This is a genomic window from Devosia sp. LC5, from assembly GCF_000735585.1.
Classification (GTDB): domain Bacteria; phylum Pseudomonadota; class Alphaproteobacteria; order Rhizobiales; family Devosiaceae; genus Devosia.
Window position 1 is genome coordinate 123046 of sequence record NZ_JNNO01000046.1, and the last position, 22035, is coordinate 145080.

At 61.9% G+C, this 22035-nt stretch carries 23 protein-coding genes and 1 tRNA gene; 12 read left to right on the forward strand and 12 right to left on the reverse strand.

Annotated features, from left to right (window positions below; genetic code table 11):
• The first annotated feature begins 219 nt into the window (after positions 1-219).
• Complete coding sequence (locus tag FF80_RS19735; protein WP_035103475.1) at positions 220-1308, forward strand: endonuclease NucS domain-containing protein; 1089 nt, start codon at positions 220-222, stop codon at positions 1306-1308.
• A gap of 70 nt (positions 1309-1378) precedes the next feature.
• Here FF80_RS19735 and ychF read toward each other — a convergent pair whose 3' ends face one another.
• From ychF to FF80_RS19750, 3 genes are all read right to left on the reverse strand, one after another.
• Complete coding sequence (gene ychF / locus FF80_RS19740; RefSeq protein WP_035103477.1) at positions 1379-2476, reverse strand: redox-regulated ATPase YchF; 1098 nt, start codon at positions 2474-2476, stop codon at positions 1379-1381.
• A gap of 62 nt (positions 2477-2538) precedes the next feature.
• A complete protein-coding gene (locus FF80_RS19745) occupies positions 2539-3057 on the reverse strand; it encodes a disulfide bond formation protein B (RefSeq protein ID WP_035103480.1) in 519 nt (172 codons plus the stop codon).
• A 76-nt stretch (positions 3058-3133) separates the two neighbouring features.
• On the reverse strand, positions 3134-3958 hold the full coding sequence (locus FF80_RS19750) for a DUF72 domain-containing protein (RefSeq protein WP_035103482.1): 825 nt from the start codon (positions 3956-3958) through the stop codon (positions 3134-3136).
• A gap of 176 nt (positions 3959-4134) precedes the next feature.
• Here FF80_RS19750 and FF80_RS19755 point away from each other — a divergent pair, with 176 nt between their 5' ends.
• Positions 4135-4803, forward strand: a complete 669-nt coding sequence (locus FF80_RS19755) for a response regulator transcription factor (RefSeq protein WP_035103484.1) — start codon at positions 4135-4137, stop codon at positions 4801-4803.
• Entirely contained in the window at positions 4800-6158 is a 1359-nt protein-coding gene (locus FF80_RS19760; RefSeq protein WP_035103485.1) for a HAMP domain-containing sensor histidine kinase, read from the forward strand. Before FF80_RS19755 ends, FF80_RS19760 begins: the two co-directional genes overlap by 4 nt.
• Before the next feature lie 141 nt (positions 6159-6299).
• Here FF80_RS19760 and FF80_RS19765 read toward each other — a convergent pair whose 3' ends face one another.
• A complete protein-coding gene (locus FF80_RS19765; RefSeq protein WP_035103486.1) occupies positions 6300-6980 on the reverse strand; it encodes an outer membrane protein in 681 nt (226 codons plus the stop codon).
• 226 nt (positions 6981-7206) lie between these two features.
• On the opposite strand from FF80_RS19765, the gene FF80_RS19770 reads away from it, so the two are divergent.
• A tRNA-Leu gene (locus tag FF80_RS19770) sits at positions 7207-7290 on the forward strand.
• 59 nt (positions 7291-7349) lie between these two features.
• Here FF80_RS19770 and FF80_RS19775 read toward each other — a convergent pair.
• From FF80_RS19775 to FF80_RS19790, 4 genes are all read right to left on the reverse strand, one after another.
• Entirely contained in the window at positions 7350-7742 is a 393-nt protein-coding gene (locus FF80_RS19775) for a hypothetical protein (protein ID WP_035103487.1), read from the reverse strand.
• A gap of 101 nt (positions 7743-7843) precedes the next feature.
• The gene (locus tag FF80_RS19780) at positions 7844-8458 is read right to left on the reverse strand and encodes a hypothetical protein (protein ID WP_035103488.1); all 615 of its coding nucleotides are present in this window, start codon (positions 8456-8458) and stop codon (positions 7844-7846) included.
• A 212-nt stretch (positions 8459-8670) separates the two neighbouring features.
• A complete protein-coding gene (locus FF80_RS19785; protein ID WP_035103489.1) occupies positions 8671-9093 on the reverse strand; it encodes a hypothetical protein in 423 nt (140 codons plus the stop codon).
• Positions 9094-9303: 210 nt separating this feature from the next.
• Positions 9304-9852: a TetR/AcrR family transcriptional regulator gene (locus FF80_RS19790; RefSeq protein WP_052153800.1), complete on the reverse strand. Its 549-nt coding sequence runs from the start codon at positions 9850-9852 to the stop codon at positions 9304-9306.
• Positions 9853-10009: 157 nt separating this feature from the next.
• Between FF80_RS19790 and FF80_RS19795 the strand changes: the two genes are divergently transcribed.
• Positions 10010-10759 carry an SDR family oxidoreductase gene (locus FF80_RS19795; RefSeq protein WP_035103492.1) on the forward strand — a complete coding sequence of 250 codons (750 nt, stop codon included), beginning with the start codon at positions 10010-10012 and terminating at the stop codon, positions 10757-10759.
• A 3-nt stretch (positions 10760-10762) separates the two neighbouring features.
• Here FF80_RS19795 and aac(3) read toward each other — a convergent pair whose 3' ends face one another.
• Positions 10763-11539 (reverse strand): aminoglycoside 3-N-acetyltransferase, encoded by a 777-nt coding sequence (gene aac(3), locus FF80_RS19800; protein WP_035103494.1) that lies wholly within the window; start codon positions 11537-11539, stop codon positions 10763-10765.
• A 6-nt stretch (positions 11540-11545) separates the two neighbouring features.
• Positions 11546-11962, reverse strand: coding sequence for a helix-turn-helix domain-containing protein (locus FF80_RS19805; RefSeq protein WP_035103496.1), 417 nt, complete (start codon positions 11960-11962; stop codon positions 11546-11548).
• A 233-nt stretch (positions 11963-12195) separates the two neighbouring features.
• Between FF80_RS19805 and FF80_RS19810 the strand changes: the two genes are divergently transcribed.
• Positions 12196-13362, forward strand: coding sequence for a D-alanyl-D-alanine carboxypeptidase family protein (locus FF80_RS19810; protein ID WP_052153792.1), 1167 nt, complete (start codon positions 12196-12198; stop codon positions 13360-13362).
• Here FF80_RS19810 and FF80_RS22300 read toward each other — a convergent pair whose 3' ends face one another.
• Together FF80_RS22300 and FF80_RS19820 are read right to left on the reverse strand one after the other, a co-directional pair.
• A complete protein-coding gene (locus FF80_RS22300) occupies positions 13363-13683 on the reverse strand; it encodes a sulfurtransferase TusA family protein (protein WP_081917563.1) in 321 nt (106 codons plus the stop codon).
• Complete coding sequence (locus FF80_RS19820; RefSeq protein WP_052153793.1) at positions 13580-14080, reverse strand: CAP domain-containing protein; 501 nt, start codon at positions 14078-14080, stop codon at positions 13580-13582. Before FF80_RS19820 ends, FF80_RS22300 begins: the two co-directional genes overlap by 104 nt.
• Positions 14081-14326: 246 nt before the next feature.
• Here FF80_RS19820 and FF80_RS19825 point away from each other — a divergent pair, with 246 nt between their 5' ends.
• The 6 genes from FF80_RS19825 (at position 14327) to FF80_RS19850 (ending at position 21995) form a co-directional block, all read left to right on the forward strand.
• Complete coding sequence (locus FF80_RS19825; protein ID WP_081917564.1) at positions 14327-16429, forward strand: TonB-dependent receptor; 2103 nt, start codon at positions 14327-14329, stop codon at positions 16427-16429.
• A 106-nt stretch (positions 16430-16535) separates the two neighbouring features.
• Entirely contained in the window at positions 16536-17909 is a 1374-nt protein-coding gene (locus FF80_RS19830; RefSeq protein WP_035103502.1) for a cache domain-containing protein, read from the forward strand.
• On the forward strand, positions 17906-18538 hold the full coding sequence (locus FF80_RS19835) for a response regulator transcription factor (protein WP_035103504.1): 633 nt from the start codon (positions 17906-17908) through the stop codon (positions 18536-18538). Before FF80_RS19830 ends, FF80_RS19835 begins: the two co-directional genes overlap by 4 nt.
• Before the next feature lie 138 nt (positions 18539-18676).
• The gene (locus tag FF80_RS19840) at positions 18677-19225 is read left to right on the forward strand and encodes a TRAP transporter small permease subunit (protein WP_035103506.1); all 549 of its coding nucleotides are present in this window, start codon (positions 18677-18679) and stop codon (positions 19223-19225) included.
• A 15-nt stretch (positions 19226-19240) separates the two neighbouring features.
• Positions 19241-20851 (forward strand): TRAP transporter large permease subunit, encoded by a 1611-nt coding sequence (locus tag FF80_RS19845; protein WP_035103509.1) that lies wholly within the window; start codon positions 19241-19243, stop codon positions 20849-20851.
• 28 nt (positions 20852-20879) lie between these two features.
• The gene (locus FF80_RS19850; RefSeq protein WP_035103511.1) at positions 20880-21995 is read left to right on the forward strand and encodes a TRAP transporter substrate-binding protein; all 1116 of its coding nucleotides are present in this window, start codon (positions 20880-20882) and stop codon (positions 21993-21995) included.
• Positions 21996-22035: the final 40 nt, after the last annotated feature.

A 22035-nucleotide genomic window follows, 5' to 3' on the forward strand; every position in this document is an offset into this window, starting at 1 on the left:
ACCGCGTAACTGGCGGGAATGGGGTCATGATGGCATGAGGGTGCGGGGGCGGGGATAAGTTTTTTGCAATGGCCGGATTCGACCCATGTCAGTTGTTCGCTTTGACAGCTTGAATTTCTAATACCTGACGTTGCTACATCGCCACCTATCGATCAGATTAGCATGGAGATGTTCTCGGAATAGTACTTGTGAACGAGATCAAACAAGGGCACGTCTAACATGGCAATAAAGCACGCTATCTGGAAAGTGGGGGCGCAACCCCAAGCGTTGTCGATCACGTCGCTGGCGACCGAGCAGTTCTTCGAGGACATGATCGTTGCCGCGCCGGAAATGCTATCAGACGAGTGGATGCTCATTGGTCGGCAAATCAATTGCTTCAGTGGCCGGATCGACCTTCTCGCAATCGCTCCAGATGGCGCGCTCATCCTGATCGAGATGAAGCGGGACCGCACGCCGCGCGAGGTGGTAGCCCAGGCGCTCGACTACGCCTGCTGGGTGGAGGGTCTGGCCAGCGAAGACATTGCAGCTATCTACGCGCGCTTCGCCCCAGGTCGACGACTGGAGGACGACTTCCAAAACCGGTTCGGGCAGACACTCGACGAAGAAACGCTCAACGACAGCCACCAGATCATTGTCGTGGCAGGATCCCTCGATGAGAGCAGCGAGAGGATCGTAGGCTATCTCAACGCGCGCGGCATTGCCATCAACGTGCTCTGCTTTCAGGTTTTCCAACTCGGCGACCAGCAGCTTATCAGTAGGGCCTGGTTGATTGATCCGGTAGAGACCCAGACGAGCGCCGCTGTGAAGACGGCTGGGCCTAAAGAGCCTTGGAATGGCGAGTTCTATGTCTCATTCGGCGAAGGCAACTCGCGGTCGTGGGAGAACGCGGTCAAGTACGGCTTCATTTCTGCTGGTGGCGGGCCGTGGTACAGCCGCACGCTGAACTTACTTTCCCCGAATGACCGCGTTTGGGTGAAAATACCTGGCTCTGGATTTGTAGGCGTTGGTCGAGTGCTCGGACCGCCAGAGGCTGCTGCCAATTTCAAGGTTCAGACCGCCGATGGAGAACGTCCGATCTTGGAAGTTGCCATGGGTGGCAATTACCACCGAGAGTTAGCCAATGACCCAGAGCGCTCAGAATACTTCGTCCCTGTGGAATGGACGCAGACCGTCTCCGAGCATCAGGCGGTGAACGATATTGGTCTCTTCGGCAATCAAAACACCGTCTGCCAACCAAAGACACCCAAGTGGCGGCACACGGTTGAGGTGTTGAAGCAGCGGTTCCCAGATTTTGACGGCACCCATTAGGGGCAGTCGACATTTCAGTTCTGGGACCAGATCGCGGCTCTCTAAGCTGAATGTCGATTGGCCCTAGGCCTCAAGTATTAAACTTGAACAGCATCACGTCGCCGTCCTTGACGACGTATTCCTTGCCTTCGTCGCGGGCTTTGCCGGCTTCCTTGGCGGGGACTTCGCCGCCCAGGGCCACGAAATCGTCATAGGCAATGGTCTGGGCGCGGATGAAGCCGCGTTCGAAATCGGAGTGGATGACGCCGGCGGCTGCAGGGGCCTTGTCGCCCTTGTGGATGGTCCAGGCGCGGGTTTCCTTGGGGCCGACGGTGAAATAGGTCTGCAGGCCCAGCAAGGCATAGGCCTCGCGGATCAGCCGGTTGAGGCCGGCTTCGTGCAGGCCCAGGGATTCGAGATATTCGGCCTGTTCGGCATCGGGGAGCTGGGCCAGCTGGCTTTCGATCTCGGCCGAGATGATGACGACGCCTGCGTCATGCTGATGGGCGTAGTCTTCGACCAGTTTGCTCATGGCATTGCCGTTTTCGGCCGAGCCTTCATCGACATTGCAGACGTAAAGCGCGGGCTTGGAGGTCAGCAGCTGGAGTTCCTGGAAGGCTTTTTCTTCCTCGGCATCGCGCTTGACGAAGCGGGCGGATTTGCCGTCGCGCAGCAGGACCAGGGCGCGGTCGATCAGCTCGAGGGTGAGCTTGGCGTCCTTGTCGTTCTGCTTGGCTTTCTTCTCGACGCCGTTGCGGCGCTTTTCGAGGCTTTCCAGATCAGCCAGCATCAGCTCGGTCTCCACCACTTCGGCATCGGCCAGCGGATCGACCTTGTTGGAAACGTGGATGATGTTGTTGTCTTCAAAGCAGCGCAGCACATAGGCGATGGCGTCGCATTCGCGGATATTGGCGAGGAACTGGTTGCCCAGCCCTTCGCCCTGCGACGCGCCTTTTACCAGGCCGGCAATGTCGACGAAGCTCATGCGGGCGGGCAGCACGTTGATCGACTTGCCGATGGCGGCGAGTTTATCGAGACGGACGTCTGGCACCGAGACTTCACCCACATTGGGCTCGATGGTGCAGAAGGGGAAGTTCGCGGCCTGGGCGGCAGCGGTGCGGGTAAGCGCGTTGAAAAGGGTCGACTTGCCGACATTGGGCAGGCCGACGATGCCCATCTTGAAACCCATGGGGAACTCCGGAAATTGTTGGCTTCCACATGGTTCGGATGGGCTGAGATGTCAATGCGAACCTAAGCGGCGCGCTTGTTGCCCCGCCATTGCAGTGCGATCGAGATCAGCAGCAGCACGACGATACCCGCCGAGATCAGGGCATTGTAGCCGGCCAGCGAAATGCCGAGGAAGCGGAACTGGACGACGTCGCAGCCGATGACATGGGCGTCGTTCATATTGCTCAGCGCATTGAAATCCATGGCGTCGCCGACGCCGGTGCAGGCGGTGGGGCCGGGCCAGAAGCCCCATTCGACGCCGGCATGGAAGCCGCCCATATAGGTGCCCCAGGCGAAAATGGCGGCGGTGATGGCCATGGCGATGTACCAGACCGTCAGCGGCAGCCTGTTCCAGGCGAGCAGCACCAGCAGCAGAAGCGGCAGGCCCCAGTAATAGGCCAGGCGCTGCTCAAGGCAGAGTTCGCAGGGCACGAGCCCGCCGATCAGCTGGCTGCCCCAGGCGCCGGCAATGGTGGCAAGGCCGAGCACGAAGGCGATGGCGGCGGTGATCTTGTCGAGGGGCCGGGAGATCGTGGCGGGCATGGGACGTTCCGTGTGACGCTTTGCAGCGTCGATAAAACCGAATTGGGGCGAATTCCAGCGGGGAACGGCGATGTGATCAATCGCCGGGCAGGGTGATGCCCAAGGCCTGGCGCAGTGCGATGGCATTGGCTGGGGCGTGCAGCTTATCCTCGTGGACGAAATAGGCGAAGACGTCCTTGCCGGTTTTGTCCCAGGCGCCGATCGTTTCGGCCCAGCCGGCAATGTCGCCGGCCTCGTACCCCGTTGCACTGGGGCGGGCAGGGCCCTGCAGGCGGCAATAGGCGAAATCGGCGGTCAAGTCGCGGGCGGGGTATTCGAGGGTGTCGGCAATGACCTGAGCCACATTGTGGCTGGCCAGCAGGTCGCGGACTTCGGGCGTGTCGAAGCTGGCATTGCGCAGCTCGATGGCGTGGCGAATGGTGGTGACGCCAGTCGTGTCGAGATAGGGCGGGGTCTTGAGCCGGCCATCGGCCTCCGCGGCGAGGGCGGTGTATTGCTCGGGCGTTTTGGGCAGCAATTCAAGGAAAGCACCGAGCACGTCCGGCTTGTAGCTCAGATTGGGTGGTAGCTGCCAGATGAAGGGCCCCAGCTTTTCGCCCAGAGCCAAGGGGCCGGAGGCGAAGAAATTGGCGAGTTCGGCCCGACAATCCTTGAGCCGCTTGATGTGGGTGACCAGTTGCGGTCCTTTGATCGAGAACATGAAGCCCTCGCGCGCTTCACTGGCCCATTTGGTGAAGCTGGCGGGTTTTTGCGTGGCGCGGAAAGTGGCATTGATCTCGATCGTGCCCAGGCGGGAGCTGGCATAGGCCAGCTCCTTTTTCTGAACGAGTCCTTCGGGAAAAAAGGTGCCGCGCCAGGGCTCGTAAACCCAGCCTGCCGTGCCCGTCCTGATTGTACCCATGCCAAGGTCTTCCACTACAAGCTAAAAGACTTCAGAGCCTCTAGATCATTGGTTTGCTAGCATAGGGGCTCAGGACTGCGCTGACTATCTGCCACAAACAAAAAAGCGGTTCCGCGCCGTGCAATGCAGCCGCAATGTCTGTCGCTAGACTGCCGAAAGCCCGATAGGAATGGTGCATGCGCATTTTGCTGGTCGAAGACGAGATGAATATGGCCGCGGCCCTGACGGCCGCGCTCAGCCGCCACGACATCGTGGTGGATCATGCCCGCACGCTCGAGATTGCGGAAGAGGCCTGCCGCAGCGGGGTGCATGATGCGGTGCTCCTTGACCGCAAATTGCCTGATGGCGATGGCCTGTCGCTGATCCCCGTGCTGCGGCGGGAGCATGCCGGCCTGCCCATCATCGTGCTGTCGGCGCTTGGATCACTCGACCATCGCGTTGCCGGGCTCGACCACGGCGCCGACGACTACCTGGCCAAGCCGTTTTCCACCGACGAGCTGCTGGCGCGATTGCGCGCGGTGATGCGCCGCCCTGCCCAAATCGGGGAGAGCACTGTCAATGTCGGCCTGTTGCGGTTCAATCTCACCGCCCGCCATGCCGAAGTGGCGGACGAGCCGCTGGATCTGACGCGGCGTGAATTGCTGGCACTGGAGATATTGGTGCGGCGCTCGGGCAGGACGGTGCCGCGCAGTGCGCTGGAAGAGGCGGTTTATGGCTATGACGATGAGATCTCGTCCAATACGCTCGATGCCCACATCTCCCGGTTGCGGCGCAAGCTGAGCAAGGCAGGCGTAGAAATCCACGGCATTCGCGGCCTTGGCTATCTGCTGCGGGCGGCAACATGAAGCCATGGAACTATCCGTCCCTGCGTGTCAGGCTGACCTGGCGCATGGTGGCGATGCAAGCCCTGGTGCTGATCGCCTTTACCAGCGTGGCCGCTATTCCGATCACCCAGCTCATCCGGAAGGAGCAGGGGCTCGATGACGGGATCATCGAGCATATTGCAGAATCGATCCAGCGTACTGCTGCAGGAGGCCTGGAGGTTGTGCTTGACGAGGAGATGATCGAGAAATCGGCCGACTACCCCCGGTTCTGGTTCTATGCCACCGATATTGATGGTCATTCGGCGCAGATGGGGAACATTCCCGAGGATGTTGCGGACCTCGTGGACGACCTTCCGCGGCTAAACTCCGCCAATATTGCCGATATCGGCCTGTCCGAGGCGCCCAATGCCATCGTGCGGCGTGAGAACCGCGATGACGGCACGCTCTGGATCATTACCGGCGGCGGCCCCGAGGTCGGGTTCAAGGCGCTGTTTGCGACGTTTGGAGATTCGCTGTTTCTCGGCCTGCTCTTCCTGCTGACCCTGGTGTCCTTCCTGGTCATTCCGATGGTGGTAACCCGCCAATTGCGGGGGGTGGCCCACGTGGCGGCCGAAGCGGACAGGATCGACGTCGACCAGCGTGGCATCCGCCTGTCATCGGCCCATGTGCCCGAGGAACTCCATTCCCTGGTAGGCGCGGTCAATTCGGCCTTGCAGCGCCTCGACGATGGCATGGAGCGGCGGCAGCGCTTCCTGGCCGACGCGGCCCACGAATTGCGCACTCCCATCGCCATATTGCAGACCCGGATCGAGCTGCTGCGCGATGACAGCGAGCGCAGCCGGCTCATGCTGGACGTGGCGCGCCTGGCCAATCTGGCCAACCAATTGCTTGACCTGCAGAGGCTTGATGCGGATCTGACGGTTTTTCAGCCGGTCAACCTGGTCAGCCTGGCCGCTCAGGTCACCGCCGACATGGCGCCCCTGGCGATCGCGGCCGGGGACGAAATTTCCTTCGATGCCGAAGTGGAAAACGTCACCGTGGCCGGTGATGCTGCTGCCCTCTCACGGGCCATCGTCAATCTCATCCAGAACGCGGTCATCCACGGCGGCCGCAAAACCGCGATCCGGGTGGGGGTGGGACGCGATGGCTCATTGCGCGTGGCCGACACCGGACCCGGCATTGCGCAAGAACATCGCCAGTCGATCTTTGAGCCCTTCAACCGCGTCTTGCCGATCGATCAAGGAGCCGGCCTCGGGCTTAACCTGGTCCGGGACATTATCACCCGTCACCATGGCCGGATCACGGTTGGCGACGCTCCCGGCGGCGGCGCGCTGTTCGAGATATCCCTGCCTGTCGCCAGCCAGGGAGCGTTGTGAGTGGAAAGGGCGGCGATTTGCAACCAGGCGCGGCTGCATGCCGCTCAAGGCGCCGGGATTTTGTTGCCGTGTTCGTGCAGGCTGTGGTGCCTGGGCTCGGAAACCCTTGGCAGATTACACTGACGTCAGGCAGCCGCCAGGCTAGAACTTGTAGTTGATGCCGGCGCGGACGACGCTGAAGCGTTGGGTGGCGTCGATGCTGCCACCAGGCAGGCCGCCATAGGTCTGGGTGCCCAGATCGACATAGAGATATTCGGCCTTGACGGTGATATTTTCGGTGGCGGCGGCTTCAAGGCCCACGCCGGCCGTCCAACCCAGGTGGTTCTTGCTCTGGCTGGTGATCACATCGGATGGGTCGGTCACGCTGGCCGTGCCGCGGCCCCAGGCGACGCCCAGGGTTGCATAGGGCATGACCTGGCCGAATACCATGCCGGCGCGGCCGCGCAGCGTGCCATAGGCGTCGATGCCGACCTTGGAGGTGCCAATCCCGGCGAGGTCTTCTTCGTGGCCCATGCTGGTCCAGTTGAGGTCGGCTTCGCCGCCCAGCACGAAACCGCCCATATCCATATTGTAGCCGACCTGGCCGCCCAGGTTCCAGCCATTGGAATTATTCTCGGTTTCGACGCCGCCGCCGGTAGGCTCGCGGGTCAGTTCGCCCCAGCCATAGCCGGCATTCACGCCAGCATAAAAGCCACTCCAGGTGGTGGCGGGCGAATAGAAGGAGCCGCCGCCGCTATTGCCGCCATTCCAGCCAAGATCGGCGGCAAATGCCGGAGTGGTGACTAGCAGTGCGGTGGCAAGCGCAAGGGCCTGGCGATTCATGGTCGTCCTCGTCGGTCGGAAAATATGGGTATTGGTTTTCCGTAAAATGCGACGGAATAAATTAACGCTTCGGTAAGGAACGTGGTTAACGCGGCCCGGCAGAGTGCTGGCAGCGTTCACTTTTTCGCGGGAGCAGGACGGGCACAAAGCGGGCGGGCAAAAAACGCAGACCCGGCAGCGACGCTGTTGCGGAGCGGGGCGAGCTGCGCTAGAGAGCATGAATTGTGCCCCTCTGGCGGAATGGTAGACGCAGAGGACTCAAAATCCTCCGCCGCAAGGCGTGCCGGTTCGAGTCCGGCGGGGGGCACCAATTTTCCTGAAATAGTCGTAAATGGCGGTCGCTTCAGCGAGCGACCTTGCGCTCATTTACTAGTTGGACAGCGATTCCGGAGCTGGCGGAAATTCTCGCGGGGGCTTGTATCCGGACAGGATGCCGAGGCGCTTGGCCTGCTCGCGGGCCTGGTGACACGTCGTGCTGGTCACGTGCGGCGCGAATTCGTCGGCACGCAACTGAGCCTCGCGCTTTATTGCGGCCACCGAAACCTCGTAGATCATGGCGGTTTGCTGTATCTGGGCTTCCAGAGCGACAGGATCATATTGGATATCGCACAGGCGCTGGCCATTGATCCAATAGCCCACATGTCCGCCCGCAACTCGAAGGTCCGACCAGCCCGGCGGGTTGAGTGGCGATAGAATAGACTGACCCTGCGCCGGCAGGATGGAGATAGCGATCAGCACCGAAACCAGCAGGCCAAGACGCATGGAAATAGCTCCAATGACATGCGCTTGTTTTTGCACGAGGATCGGTTCCCGACAAAGCTGAATTTTACGAGCTAAGCCTGATGCCGCTGCGATCGGTCCATTCAGTATGGGCCCTGCAAATGATCGAGCCCGCGCCGTTCGCGGTCGGCGTCACGGTTGAAGCCGGGAGCGCTGGGGTCGAAATATTGCCAGCCTTCGGCTTCGTAGCGGGCGCGGCGTTCGGTGATGTCGACCTGCTGAGCCTTGGTGAAGATGTCTTCGACCACTTCCGTCCGGCTCTCGTCGATGCGGACCGAAACGACGCTGCCGCCGCGGCGCACACCTTCAGCAAAGACATGGGCATCGTGTTCGTGCATGCCCGAGCTGGTAAGGGCGCCAATGACGCCACCGGTGGCGCCGCCCAATGCGGCCCCGGCAACGGCGCCGACGGCGGTCGACACCAGCCAGCCAGCGGCAATAACCGGGCCAAGGCCGGGTATGGCAAGAGCGCCGAGGCCGGCCAGCAGGCCGCCTGCGCCCCCGATAATGGCGCCAATACCGGCGCCAGTGCCCGTCCCGTCAGCGGCTTTGTCGTTGGGCGTGTCTCCGCCCACTTCTTCATCGAGGGTCGAGACGACGAGGGAGATATCGTCTTCGGGGATGCCGGCGGCCTCCAGGCCTCGTACCGCCTGAGCCGCCAGGGTATAGTCGTCAAAAAGGGCGGTCATGGTTTTCATGGCGCGTCTCCAATCCAGCTGCAAGGATGTGAAACGAAGAGACTAGCGCGAGCGTTCCCGAACGAAGGCTTAGGGCCAATCGACATTCACTGATGCTGGCCTGCAAATGGCAGTTTTCTGCGCTTCCGGTGCTCACGTACCCAAAAGTACGTTGCGCTCCGGTTCTCGAAACCCACCATTTTCGGGTCAGCCTGAGTGAATGTCGATTGGTCCTAGTCGGGCTTGATGGCCTTGGCGTAGAGCCGCACCATGCTGAGCGGCATGCCGGGGCGCTGGAAATAGACCCGGGCGCGTAAATCGGCCTTGCGCCCGCTGCGAAAGAGCTTGGTGCCCAGGACTTTTTCGGCTGCCGCCTCGGGCGAGTTCACGCCATCGACCTCGTGTTCCAGCGGCTCGGGGCCCCCCGATGCAAGATCGACCACGCGATAGCTTAACGTCATAGCCAATTCCCCTGTCCCGGTATCCTTAGCATGGGCCTCGGCGGATGGCTGCACGGGATTGGTGAACTCGATTTCGAGCGCCACCTCGATGGCTTCCTCGATCAACAGGCCGATGGTGGGCGCCTGCGGGTCCTTGGGTAGCGTGAACAGGGCCTGTTCCAACTGGTCACGGACCAGCCGCGCTTCTTTCGGCATGGGTGCTCTCGCATCAGTGGTTTGAGACCAATCGAGACCCGCCATATTCGCCGGCGCGGACCTTTTGGCTCGGCTCTTCTGAGCTGAATATCGATTGACTGCCACCAATCCCGTCAAAAAACGGCGATCAGATGACGGGATTTGCGGGCCTTTTATTCAAAGTTTGTGCTGATGCCACAGGTGGTGTCGCTGGCGGCGTTCCGCCCTTTTTCATGCGCCGACCAATGAGTCCCAGGCGGCCAGTGCGCCGGTAACGATGCGATCGAGATCGGCCTGCCGGGCGCCGTCGCGGGCTTCGATGGCGAGGCCATTGATGACCGTGGCGTAGAATGTGGCAACGGCTTGCGGGTCGGCCCCGGCCGGCACGTCGCCATCGGCAATGCCGCGGGTCAAGCGGGCGGCCAGATGATCGCGCGTGGCCTGGCGGCGGCGGGTCAGGTGGGCGCGCACCTCAGCGTTTTGCGGCGTGCCGACCGTGGCCGCGAGCACGATAAAACAGCCGGGGGGCGTATCGGGATTGAGCTGGGATTCGGCATTGCGCCGCAGCGTTTCGGCAAAGGCAATGCGGGCGGTGGGTGCGTCGTTCAAAGCGTTCGGAGAAAAGCAGCCATAGGTGTTTTCATAGAGCTGGAGGGCTTCGAGGAACAGGTTTTCCTTGTTGCCGAAGGCGGCGTAGAGACTGGGTTTGCCGATATCGAGCGCCTCGGAGAGGTCGCCGACCGAGGTGCCTTCATAGCCACGCTCCCAAAATAGCAGCATGGCATCATGCAAGGCTTTGGTTCGATCAAACTCGCGCGGGCGTCCTGCCAAAACCGGGTGTCCAAATGATTTTCTACCGATCAGTATAAAACCGTTGACCAGCCATAACAAGCCGGTCTAGCTATTGTGTACCGATCGTTAGAAAATGGAGACGAATATGCGGTCCAAACCCGAACTTCTCGACCAGGTCGCCCTTGTAACCGGGGGCAGTCGCGGCATTGGGGCGGCGATTGCCATTGCGCTGGCGAAAGCCGGCGCCGATGTGGCATTCACCTTTGCCAGCAATGGCGAACGGGCCGAGGCGGTCAGCCGGCAGATCACCCAGCTTGGCCGCAAGGCGCTGGCATTCCAGGCTGATTCCGCCGACGCGGATGCGGTCGTGGCGGCGGTCGAACGCACGGTGAGCCATTTCGGCAAGCTCGATGTGCTGGTCAATAATGCCGGGGTGGGTGATGGCGGGCCGTTCGCCGATGTTTCGCAGGCCGATTTCGACCGGCTGTTCGCCATTCACGCCAGGGCGCCGTTTTTCGCGGCGCAGGCGGCGGCGCGGCACATGCCCAATGGTGGGCGGATCATCTCGATCGGCAGCAACCTGTCGACCCGCGTTCCCAATGCAGGCCTGGCGCTTTACGTCTCCAGCAAATCGGCGCTGACCGGCATGACGCGGGCACTGGCGCGTGAGCTGGGGCCGCAGGGGATTACCGTCAACACCGTCGATCCCGGTTCGACCGATACCGACATGAACCCTGCCAATGGAGCTCATGCGGCGAGCCAGCTGGCGCATAACGCCTTGGGCCGCTTCGGCGCGCCCGACGATGTCGCGGCGGCAGTCCTGCACCTGGCGGGACCAGGGGGCCGCAGCATTACCGGCAGCTCGATCCTAGTCGACAGCGGCTTTAACGCCTAGGTCCTACGATGGAAAGCGATGCTCCAACCAATCGACCGCGAAAGCGACGATGGCTGGGGCGTCGGCCAGCACCGAGGGGGCGTGACCGATCAGCCCGCGTCGGCCCTGTCCGGTGGCCAGGAAATCCTCGACCACGTCCGCGAAATAGTCATCGGCCAGGCCTTCGACCACCGGATCGGAAGTGTCGAATTCCTCAAAGTCGCGCCATGTCGTCCGCCCGTCCACCAGGATCGGCGATTGATAGCGGCGCACGCGCTTGCCGGGAATGTCGGCGAGATGTTCGGCATGGTGCAGCAGGGTCATGGTGTCGAGCGGCGCCCCGATCAGCATGGTCTTGCCGCCCGCCTCGACCAGCTTGCCCAAGGGCGATTGCGGGCCATAGCCATAGTCGAGTGCATGGTCGGCGGTGAACCAGCCGGCCTTGCCGCCCAGGGCGGCAAAGGAGGCGCCGGGATTGGCGCTGCGGCGGGCGCCGGGCGTGGTGCGCAGCAATTCGGGAAAAGCACCATTGTCGCGCGTGGCGCGGGAGCGTTCGGGATCGAACGGGGGCACATCGACGCGCAAAGCCGGGTCCGGCAGGTCGCGGTCGTCATAGATCCAGTCGCAATAGCCCAGGATTGTGCCGGTGGGCCCGACTGCATCCATGAGCGCTGCGATCAGGGCATCGGGCCCGCCCAGCATGGGTCCGACCGAGCGCAGCCCGGCATGCACCAGAATCGCGTCACCGGGCTCGATGCCAAATGCACAGATTTGGCCTGCCAATACGGACCGCGTCCACATGCCCGATCAGTCGCGGGCGTAGGCGGCCTTGCGGGGTTCGGCCGGGGTGGTTGTGGTTTCGCGGGCGTCGTAGATGGCGCGGGCTTCCATGATCGTGCCGTGATGTTCGGCCGACCAGTCCCAAAGGCCGCTGATTGGCACCTGGAGGGTCTTGCCCAGCTCGGTCAGGCTATATTCCACGCGCGGCGGCACTTCGGGATAGATGGTGCGGGTGACCAATCCATCGCGCTCGAGATTGCGCAGGGTCAGGGTCAGCATGCGCTGGGAGACGCCATTGATCATGCGCTTGAGCTCGTTGAAGCGCAGCGTGCCATTCTGGCCGAGAATGCCCACGACCATGACGCTCCACTTGTCGCCGATGCGGTTGAGCACGTCGGACATGGCCAGGCAATTGGCGGATTTGGAGGTATCGGTGAGAGGCATGTGCGAACCTTAGGCCTGAAGAACTTAGGCACAAATATAAACACGGTTACTGCTTGTGCCTAGGGGGCAAGTCGTTGGCCTCGTGTCCGTGCCGCCACAAAGTTGAACGCTTGTGCTGCCAGAGGGTGCCGGGAGCGGTCAAAAGCCTGTCACCGGGGGCCTGGCTACATTGAGATAAGGGGAGGGCGCTGGTAAGAGGAGGCGCCTTCCCGACATATCGGAGACTTTGTCACTTGCCGTTTGCCCGCCGTCTCGGCCTTTTCGCCTTTGCCTGTCTTGTCAGCCTTGCCGCCGCCCTTGGAGCTGCGCGGGCCAATCCGATGCTGCTGGTCGATATGGACAATCTCGATGTGCTCTATGCGCAGGACGCCGGACAGCCCTGGCATCCGGCATCGCTGACCAAGATGATGACGGCCTATGTGGTGTTCGAGGAAATCGCCAAGGGCACGGTGACGCTCGATACGCCGGTGATCCTGTCGGCCAAGGCGCTCAAGCAAGCGCCGTCGCGCTCGGGCCTGCCGGTGGGCAGCGCCATGACGCTCAAGGACGCGCTTTATGTGATGATCGTCAAATCGGCCAATGACACGGCCATGGCGATTGCCGAGACCGTGGGCGGGAGCGAGGCGGGCTTTGTCGCCAAGATGAATGACGTGGCGGCCCGGATGGGGCTGACCGCCAGCCATTTTACCAATCCCAATGGCTTGCACGATCCGGGGCAATATATGTCGGCGCGGGACCTGGCCTTGCTGGCGCTTTATATCCGCCAGAGCTTTCCGCAATATCTGCCGATGTTCGGCACCGAAGTGGTGCAGGTGGGCAAGGCGCGGCTGGAATCGCAGAATGAGTTGCTGACCAAGTTTTCCGGTACGACCGGTATGAAGACCGGCTTTGTCTGTGCCTCCGGGCTCAATATGGTGGCAACGGTGGAGCGCAATGGGCGCCGGTTGCTGGCCATCGTGCTGGGGGGCTCGTCGGCGCGCGAGCGCAATGAACGCGCGGCCGAACTGGTACTCAACGGGTTGTCCGGCAGCATGCAGCCGAGCGGCCAGACAGTACTCAACCTGGCTAACAATCCCGGTGCGGCGCCGGTCGATATGCGCGCCAATATCTGCGGCAAGGGCTCGCAGGATTATGTGAAGGCGCAGGAAGCGGCATTTCCCATGGGCCTCACGGGCCAGCCGACTTACCTGACCGATACGGTGGTGCCCAATAGCTATGTGGCAACCGATCTGGGGCGGATGGCTGTGGGTGTGGTGCTGCCGCGGCCACGACCGGCACATGTGCCGGTGTTTGCCGTGCCCACGACGGCGGAGGCGGCGCTGGATGGCGGGTTGCGGCCCGGGATGCCAGCGGCAACGGGCGGGGATATTCCGTTTCCACTGCCGCGGCCGGTTTTTTGATCAGCTTTTAAGGATGGAAAACCGCAGGACGCCGCCTTCGGTGGTGACGGCGCAGGCATGCCCGTTCTGGCGGCAATAGAGCGGGATATCCACCTTGGCCATCGGGTCGGTGGCGAGCACGGTCAGCGCCGCGCCGGAGGGCAGGCTTTGCAGCTGCTTCTCCATGCGCAGTACCGGAAGGGGGCATTTGAGGCCCCTTGCGTCGATGAGCCTGGGCTCAGTCGCCAACAACGAGCACCCAATAGACGCCGTAGCTGGAAGCGGGATTGAATGCCATGGCAACCCCGGCCTTGCTGCCGGCAGAGGTGAGACCCGCCGCATCGGCCGGGTTGTTGCGCCAGCCGGAGAAGGTTTCGGCAAAGGTGGCGTAACCGGCGCTGAGCTTCATGACGCGCAGGCCCTGCGGGGTCTTGGGCGGGGTGCCGGTCTGGGCATATTGATTGGCGAGGGCCTGGGCCGTGCCGTCAAGGCCGGTATCGGGCGCCAGCGGCGCAATGCCATTGGTGGCGCGGTAGGCATTGACAATGCCAAGCGCCTGGGCACGGTCCAGGCTCGCGCCCGGCTGGTCCATGCGGGCGCTGAGGCCGGGCGCCAGCGCAATGCCGGTGCTGCCACCGCCGCCCATGCTGCATCCGGCGAGCGCTGCGGCTGTCAGCAGGGCCACGGCAATGTGGGGCAGGGTGCCTGCGAAACGGCGCGGCGTAGCGGTATGCGTCATGTGTATTCCTTTGCGATATCGGCGTGAGGTGGCGATACCTCGGGGCAAATGCGGTTCTACTATGGCGGGTAGCGCAGGAAAGCCAAAATTGCACTGTGGCAAAAGGGTGACGTCAGCTGGGGACTCTGCCGGAGTGCCCTTGCACGGGCCTGTGGAAGGTCTTAACAGAAAACATGCCTAAGCCAGTCAACTTTTGGGAGGAGACGACAAGCCAGGGTCCAACCTTTTGACGACGAAGGGGGCTTCATGTCTTTGTCACGCTCCGCGCGGCTTTGTGCGCTTACTTCCCTGCTGCTGGCAACCACTGCCTATGGTCAGGATTCCACGTTATTTTCCGATGAAATGATCATGCTCGAGCGGCTGATCGTGTCCGGACCCAACCGCACGGAGACGCCGGTCAGCGAATCCACCGTGTCGGTGACGGTGGTAGATCAAGAGCAGATTGCCAGGCAGTCGAGCGTCAATACGCCCATTGGCGCGATTCTGGCCAAGACCACGCCTGGCTTTGGCCAGAGCGCGGAAAACATGACCGATTACGGCCAGTCGCTGCGGGGGCGCAATTTCCTGACGTTGATCGACGGCGTCCCGCAGACCAATACGCTCAACAATAATTTCCGTGGTCTCAATACAATTTCGAGCCTGGCCGTGGGGCAGATCGAAGTGGTGCGGGGTGCTACCGCCGCCTATGGCTTTGGCGCGCCGGGCGGGCTGGTCAACATCATCACCAAGACCCCACAAGAAGATGGCTTTGTGGTGGAATATGGCAGCGGCATCAAGTTCTCGCCGACGGATATTGGCGATTCCATGTCCTATAGCGGGGTGGTCAATCTCAGCGGCCGCGACGGCGACGTGGATTTTCTGCTGAACGGGAGCTTCGAAAAGACCGGCAGCAGCTTTACCGCCGATGGCGAGCGCCGGCCGCCGGATTCGTTCGGTTCCCAAGGCGGGCTGGACGATGTCACGGCCTATAATATCCTGGGCAAGCTGGGCTATCAGATGGGCTCGAGCCGGTTCGAATTGATGATCAACCGTTATGACAATGCCCAGAAGAGTGTCTGGGCAGGCCCGGTCAGCGGTGGCAGCGTCGAGGACAGTACCAGTGCCATCCCGTCGCTGGGCAACCTGAATACGCGCACGCCCGGGGTCGATAACCTGACCATCAGCGGCAAATATTCCAACGAGGAAGTGCTGGGCGGCAGCATGGATTTGCAGGTGTTCTACAACCAGAACACCACGACCTTTACCCGCACCGAATTCCTTGGCTTCCAATATCCGCAATATGAGACGGCCTCAGACAAATATGGCGCGCGGCTCACCTTTGATACGCCGCTGCCCATGCTGGGGCCGGACATGAATGTGGCGTGGGGCGTCGACTATCTGCACGACAAGACTGTGGTCAACGATATTGACGGGCCTTCGGGCACGCCCGGCGCCACGCTGAATGGCATTGCACCTTTCGCTCAGCTCGAAATCGACTTGAACGATACGACCAAGGTGACCGGCGGCGTGCGTTATGAGGCGATGGAGCTGGAGATACCCACTTTCGTCAATGCCAATGGCTTTACTGTGGCCGGTGGCACGGTCGATGTGGCCGAACCGCTGTTCAATGTCAGCGCCTCCCATGACCTGAACGAATTTGCGACGCTTTTTGCCGGCTTCTCGCAGGGCTATCAGTTGGGCAATCTGGTGCGCTACGCCACCGACAACAATGTGGCAAACATCGCTTCGCTGGCCGCCAACGGGCAGAAGACCAATAGCTACGAGGCCGGCCTGCGCTTCCATGGCGACAATTGGAACGTTACGACGACGGGTTTTTACAGCACCTCCGACAATGGGGTGAGCTATTCGTCCTCGCTCGATCTGATCCTGGCACCCGAAGCGGTCTACGGCATTGAAGTGGCGGGTGAATATGCCTTTGACAATGGGTTGACGCTGGGCGGCACGGTTACCCTTATGGAAGGGCGTTACGACACCGATGGCGACGGCGAATATGATGCCGATCTGCCGTCGGACCGCATCGCGCCGGCCAAGATCACGGCCTATGCCGAGTATGAGGCTAATGACTGGTCGACCTATCGCCTGATGGGGCTGTTTTCGGGTTACCGCGACCCCGATAGCAGCGAGTTCCTGGGGCTGCAGACCATCGAGCCCTATTTCGTGCTCGATGCCGCGGCCGACTTCAAGGTGGGCAATGGCACACTGACGTTGGGCGTCGAGAACCTGCTCAATGCCGATTATGTGCCGGTGGTGCAGCAGGCCTATTCGGTGCCGGCCTATGGTTATGATGACTATTACTACGTCAAGGGTCCCGGCCGGACCTTCTCGATCAGCTATAAGGGCAAGTTCTAGCGGCTCTGGCGGGCGGCGTTCCGGCGCTGCCCGTATCCACCGCTTGCGGCAAGCCGCATTTGGACGCACAACCACGAGGCTGAGTTAGGCCGAAGGGAAAAGTACGGTGAACCTGCGATATCAGATCCTGGCGCTGGCGATCATTCCGCTCATCGTGGCGATATCCGCGATTACGGTTTTGATCACCTGGCAGTCCACGCGGCTGGCCCAGACCAGTATCGATACGTTCGAAAGCAATCTGCTGGAAGCCAAGCAGACCGAACTGCTCAATCTCACCAATCTGGCGATCTCGGCGATCGACGATATCTACCAGGCGGCGGGGCCGGACGATGAGGTGGCCAAGGAGCAGGTTCGTGCCATTCTCACCGCGCTCGATTATGGGCAGGACGGCTATTTCTTCGTCTACGATTATGACGGCAACAATGTCGTGCATCCGCGCCAGACTTATCGCCCGGGGCAGAACTGGCTCGGTCTGGTGGACCCGGACGGGGATCATGTGATCGCCAACCTGATCCAGCGGGCCAAGGAAGGCGGCGGGCTGCACCAGTATAAATGGGAGAAGCCTTCGGCTGGGGCGGTGGCCGACAAGCTGTCATTTGCGGTGGGGCTGGATAAATGGCGCTGGATGCTGGGGACGGGGGTTTATCTTGATGATGTCTTCGCCCAGACCGCGGCGGCCAAGGCCGAATTGCGGGCCAGTATCGGGCAGACGTTTTTCATCGTCGCATTGATTGCCGTGCCGGCAGTGCTGATCGTTTTTGCCACCTGCATGCTGCTCAATGCGCGCGAGCGGCGCATGGCGGACAGCAAGCTCAAGCAATTGACGCAGCGGATCGTGGATACGCAGGAAGAGGAGCGCTCGCGGCTGGCGCGCGAACTGCATGACGGGATTTCGCAGAACCTGATCGGGGTGCGCTATGCGATCGACCTGGCGCGGCGCAAGGCCAGCAATGACAGCGCCGACGCCATCGGCGCCATCGAGCGGGGCGCCGAGGCGCTGAACGGGGCCATCAAGGAAGTGCGGCGCCTGTCGCATGATCTGCGCCCGCGCGTGCTGGACGATCTGGGGCTGAGTTCGGCGCTCGAAGCGCTGTGCCACAATTTTTCCGAGCGGACCGGGATTGCGACGCAGTTGGAATATAGCGGGTTCAAGGTGCGGCCCAAGCCCGAGGCTAGCACGGCGCTTTATCGGGTGGCGCAGGAAGCGCTCAATAATGTGGAGCGGCATGCCGGCGCCAGCAGTGTTTCGATCACGCTGGTCAGCCCCAAGGGGCGGGTGCAGATGATTATCGAGGATGACGGCAAGGGCTTTGCCGGACAGAGCGGCATGGGCGGGCTGGGCCTGCGCAACATGCAGGAGCGGATGGCCCATTTCGGCGGGCTATTGCTGATCCAAACCTCGCCCGCCGGCACGCGGCTGCAGGCGAGCCTGCCCAAATCGGCCAGCCTGCCGCAAGCCCCCTTGAGCGAAGTGGCATGAGCGAAAAACCGATCAAGGTACTGCTGGTCGACAACCACCCGCTGGTGCTGGACGGGCTCAAGGCGATCCTTGAAACCTTCGAGCGTATCCATGTGGTGGGTGTGGCCGGGCTGGCGCTGGCGGGGCTGGAAATCGCCCGGACGATGCGGCCGCAAGTGGCGCTGATGGATATCAACATGCCCCATGTCAACGGCATTGAGGCGCTGGAGCTGTTCCGCGAGCAGGTGCCGGAAACCCGGGTATTGATGCTCTCCATGCATGACAGCCGGGAATATATCTCGACCTCGGTGATGCATGGCGCCTCGGGCTATGTACTCAAGGACGTATCGACCGAAGAAATCGTGGAGGCGATCGAGATGGTGGCGGCCGGGGGCACGTACTTCTCTTCGGGCGTCGCGGATGTGCTGCTGGAACGCCGCAGTGGTGGGGAGGCGGTACAGCCGCTGACCGCGCGGGAATATTCGGTACTGCTGCTGATTGCTGGGGGGCAGAGCAACAAGCAGGTGGCCGAGGCGCTGTCGATTTCGGCGGCAACGGTGGAAACGCACCGCAAGAAGATCAAGAAAAAGCTCGGTGTCAGCTCGACCGCGGGACTGACGCGATATGCCATCGAGAACGGTCTGGTCTAGACGCGGCAGGCCCATACCCAGTATTGGGTATGCGGCCGCATTTGGGCCATATGGCTATATTGTCCGGCCGGGTGGCGCGTTCTAGCACTGGCTCCCAAATAGCCGTCCGCCAACGTGCGGAACCCTCGGGAGGACTTCATGGCTGGTCTGTTGGCGCTGTCGCGCGCAATCGACGCGATCAATACTATTATCGGGAAAGCGGTGTCGTGGCTGCTGCTGGCGGCTGTGCTGATCAGCGCGATCAATGCGACCACGCGCAAGCTGTTCAATCTCAGCTCCAATGCCTGGCTGGAGGCACAGTGGTATCTGTTCTCCGCCGTGTTCCTGATCGCGGCGGGCTATACCCTGCTCAATAGCGAGCACGTCAAGGTCGACCTGGTCTATGGGCAATTGCCGCGCAAGGCACAGTTGTGGATCGAGATCCTGGGGACGATTTTCTTCCTGTTCCCGTTCTGCCTGATCACCATCTACCTGTCCTGGCCCATCGTGGCGGCCAAATTCGCCAGTGGTGAAGTCTCCAACAATACCGGCGGGCTCGTGCTGTGGCCGGTCTGGGCGATGATCCCGGCCGGATTTGGCTTGCTGTTCCTGCAGGGGGTGTCCGAACTGATCAAGCGCATCGGCGTCCTGCGCGGGCAAATTCCCGATCCGGTGTCGCTTGCCGACGCTGAAGCTGCAGCTCTTTAAGCCGGGAATTTCATCATGTTTGCCTTCTTCGCGGAAAATCTCGCGCCCATCATGTTCCTGTCGCTGATCGTCGTGCTGTTGCTCGGCTATCCGGTGGCGTTCGCGCTGGCCTTTGTCGGCTTTGCCTTCGGTTTTGTCGGCATCGAAATGGGGCTGTTGCCGATCAATCTGTTCGGCGCCATTCCCGATCGCATTTTCGGGCAGATGTCCAACGAGACATTGCTGGCCATTCCGTTCTTCACCTTCATGGGATTGATCCTCGAACGAAGCGGCATGGCCGAGGACCTGCTCGATACGATCGGGCAATTGTTCGGGCCGGTGCGCGGGGGGCTGGCCTTCGCGGTGATCTTTGTGGGCGCGATCCTCGCCGCAACCACGGGCGTCGTGGCGGCATCGGTGATCTCGATGGGCCTGATCTCGCTGCCGATCATGATGCGCTATGGCTATGACCGCAAAGTCGCGGCCGGCACGATCGCAGCCTCGGGCACGCTGGCGCAGATCATTCCCCCAAGCCTGGTGCTGATCATCCTGGCTGATCAGCTCGGCCGCTCGGTGGGCGATATGTACAAGGGCGCGCTGGTGCCCGGCCTGCTGCTGGTGGGGGCGTATTCGGCTTATATCATCGTCATGTCGATGATCTATCCCAAGAGTGTGCCGGCGCTGCCGCCGGAAGCGCGCACGCTGCGCGGCTGGAAGCTGCTGGGCCGGGTGGTTACCTCGCTGGTGCCGCCGCTCGTGCTGATTTTCCTCGTGCTCGGCACGATCTTCATCGGCTTTGCCACGCCCACCGAGGGCGGCGCGATGGGCGCGGTGGGAGCGCTGGCACTGGCCGCGCTCAACCGCAAGCTCAACCTGCCCATGGTCAAGTCGGCGCTTTATGCGACGGCCAAGCTGTCATCCTTCGTGATCTTCATCCTGCTCGGCGCACGGGTGTTCTCGCTGACCTTCTACGGAGTCAACGGTCATGTCTGGGTCGAGCATCTGATGACCTCGATCCCTGGCGGGGTGATCGGCTTCCTGATCATCGCCAATCTGCTGGTCTTTTTCCTCGCCTTCTTTCTCGATTATTTCGAGCTGGCCTTCATCATCATTCCGCTGCTGGCGCCGGTGGCCGAAGCGCTGGGGATCGACCTGATCTGGTTCGGCGTGATGCTGGCGATCAATATGCAGACCTCGTTCATGCATCCGCCCTTTGGTTTCTCGCTGTTTTACCTGAGATCGGTAGCGCCATCGCGCGCCTATAAGGACAGGGTGACCGGCGCGACCATCCAGCCGGTGACATCGGGGCAGATCTATATGGGCGCGCTTCCGTTCCTGGGCATTCAACTTGTCATGGTGCTGCTGGTGATGTTCTTCCCGCAGCTGGTGACCCACTACAAATCGAGCGCTGCGGTGGTCGATCCGGCCAGCATCCAACTCAATGTGCCGATGCCCGGCGCCGGTGGGGAAAACCCGTTCGGTACGCCCGCGGCGCCGTTTGGTGGTCCGGCTGCGCCCAGCTTTGGTGCCCCAGCGCCCAGCTTTGGCGCTCCGGCTGCCCCCAGCTTTGGCGCGCCTGTGCCAGAGGCGGCCCCGGCCGCACCCAGTTTTGGCGCCGAGCCCGCTCCGGCGGCTCCGGCTCCCTGATGCCTAAAACACCCGAGGAGGACTGAACGTGACTGCTGATCTCAATCGACGTAATTTTCTGGGCAAGGGCGCCGCTGTCGGCGTCGCCGCTGCCGCCGGCACCGTGCTGGCCACGCCCGCGATCGCCCAGGAGCTGCCGACGCTGCGCTGGCGCCTGACCTCGGGCTTCCCGAACAATCTGGACACCATCTATGGCGGCGCCGTGGTGATGGCCGAGGCCCTTTCCAAGATCACCGATGGCAAGTTCCAGATTCAGGTGTTTCAGGCGGGCGAACTGGTGCCTGGCCCGCAGGCCATCGATGCGGTGCAGGCCAATACGGTCGAAATCGCCCATACCTGCGGCTATTACTTCACCGGCAAGAACCCGACCTTCGCCATTGGTTCGACCATTCCGTTCGGCCTCAATGCCCGCCAGCAGAATGCCTGGCTCTATCATGGCGGCGGGAATGAACTCTACAATACCTTCCTTGAGGAATATGGCGTTGTCGGCATTCCGGGCGGCGCGACCGGGGCGCAGATGGGCGGCTGGTTCCGCAAGGAAATCAATAGCCTGGCCGATCTTTCCGGCATCAAGATGCGTATCGCGGGCGTGGCCGGCGAAGTCATGTCGCGCCTGGGCGTGGTGCCGCAGCAATTGCCGGGCGGAGACATCTACCCGGCGTTGGAGCGCGGCACGATCGACGCGGCAGAATGGGTCGGGCCCTATGACGACGAACGCCTGGGCTTCTACCAGATCGCGCCATACTATTATTACCCGGCCTATTGGGAAGGCGGGCTGACCATCCACTTCTACATCAACAAGGCGCAGTACGAAGCGCTGCCCGAAACCTACAAGGTGGCGCTCGACACCGCCTGCAAGGCGGCCAATATCAACATGCAGGCGCTGTACGACGTCAAGAACACCGCCGCGATCCGCTCGCTGGTGGGCAAGGGCGTGCAATTGCGGCCGCTGCCGCGCGATGTGCTTGATGCGGCCTACAAGGCGACGTTCGAGCTGTACGAGGAATACAGCGCCAACAACCCGCAATGGGCGGCGATCTATCCGAGCTGGAAGAAATTCCGCGACGAGAGCTTCGAGTGGTTCCGCGTCGCCGAATATACCTATGACAGCTACATGTACTCGGCCCAGGCCGCCGGGCAATAATTGCGACGGTGCGGCGGGCTGAGGTCCGCCGCGCCTCTTT

Coding starts and splice junctions, on each gene's coding strand:
- FF80_RS19735 (WP_035103475.1), top strand. CDS start 220: ATGGCAATAAAGCACGCTATCTGGAAAGTGGGGGCGCAACCCCAAGCG.
- FF80_RS19845 (WP_035103509.1), top strand. CDS start 19,241: ATGTTTGCCTTCTTCGCGGAAAATCTCGCGCCCATCATGTTCCTGTCG.
- ychF (WP_035103477.1), bottom strand. CDS start 2,476: ATGGGTTTCAAGATGGGCATCGTCGGCCTGCCCAATGTCGGCAAGTCG.
- FF80_RS19835 (WP_035103504.1), top strand. CDS start 17,906: ATGAGCGAAAAACCGATCAAGGTACTGCTGGTCGACAACCACCCGCTG.
- FF80_RS19780 (WP_035103488.1), bottom strand. CDS start 8,458: ATGAAAACCATGACCGCCCTTTTTGACGACTATACCCTGGCGGCTCAG.
- FF80_RS19820 (WP_052153793.1), bottom strand. CDS start 14,080: ATGACGCATACCGCTACGCCGCGCCGTTTCGCAGGCACCCTGCCCCAC.
- FF80_RS19795 (WP_035103492.1), top strand. CDS start 10,010: ATGCGGTCCAAACCCGAACTTCTCGACCAGGTCGCCCTTGTAACCGGG.
- FF80_RS19825 (WP_081917564.1), top strand. CDS start 14,327: ATGTCTTTGTCACGCTCCGCGCGGCTTTGTGCGCTTACTTCCCTGCTG.
- FF80_RS19840 (WP_035103506.1), top strand. CDS start 18,677: ATGGCTGGTCTGTTGGCGCTGTCGCGCGCAATCGACGCGATCAATACT.
- FF80_RS19745 (WP_035103480.1), bottom strand. CDS start 3,057: ATGCCCGCCACGATCTCCCGGCCCCTCGACAAGATCACCGCCGCCATC.
- FF80_RS19790 (WP_052153800.1), bottom strand. CDS start 9,852: ATGCTGCTATTTTGGGAGCGTGGCTATGAAGGCACCTCGGTCGGCGAC.
- FF80_RS22300 (WP_081917563.1), bottom strand. CDS start 13,683: ATGCGGCGGGTCTCACCTCTGCCGGCAGCAAGGCCGGGGTTGCCATGG.
- FF80_RS19805 (WP_035103496.1), bottom strand. CDS start 11,962: ATGCCTCTCACCGATACCTCCAAATCCGCCAATTGCCTGGCCATGTCC.
- FF80_RS19785 (WP_035103489.1), bottom strand. CDS start 9,093: ATGCCGAAAGAAGCGCGGCTGGTCCGTGACCAGTTGGAACAGGCCCTG.
- FF80_RS19775 (WP_035103487.1), bottom strand. CDS start 7,742: ATGCGTCTTGGCCTGCTGGTTTCGGTGCTGATCGCTATCTCCATCCTG.
- FF80_RS19765 (WP_035103486.1), bottom strand. CDS start 6,980: ATGAATCGCCAGGCCCTTGCGCTTGCCACCGCACTGCTAGTCACCACT.
- FF80_RS19760 (WP_035103485.1), top strand. CDS start 4,800: ATGAAGCCATGGAACTATCCGTCCCTGCGTGTCAGGCTGACCTGGCGC.
- FF80_RS19750 (WP_035103482.1), bottom strand. CDS start 3,958: ATGGGTACAATCAGGACGGGCACGGCAGGCTGGGTTTACGAGCCCTGG.
- FF80_RS19755 (WP_035103484.1), top strand. CDS start 4,135: ATGCGCATTTTGCTGGTCGAAGACGAGATGAATATGGCCGCGGCCCTG.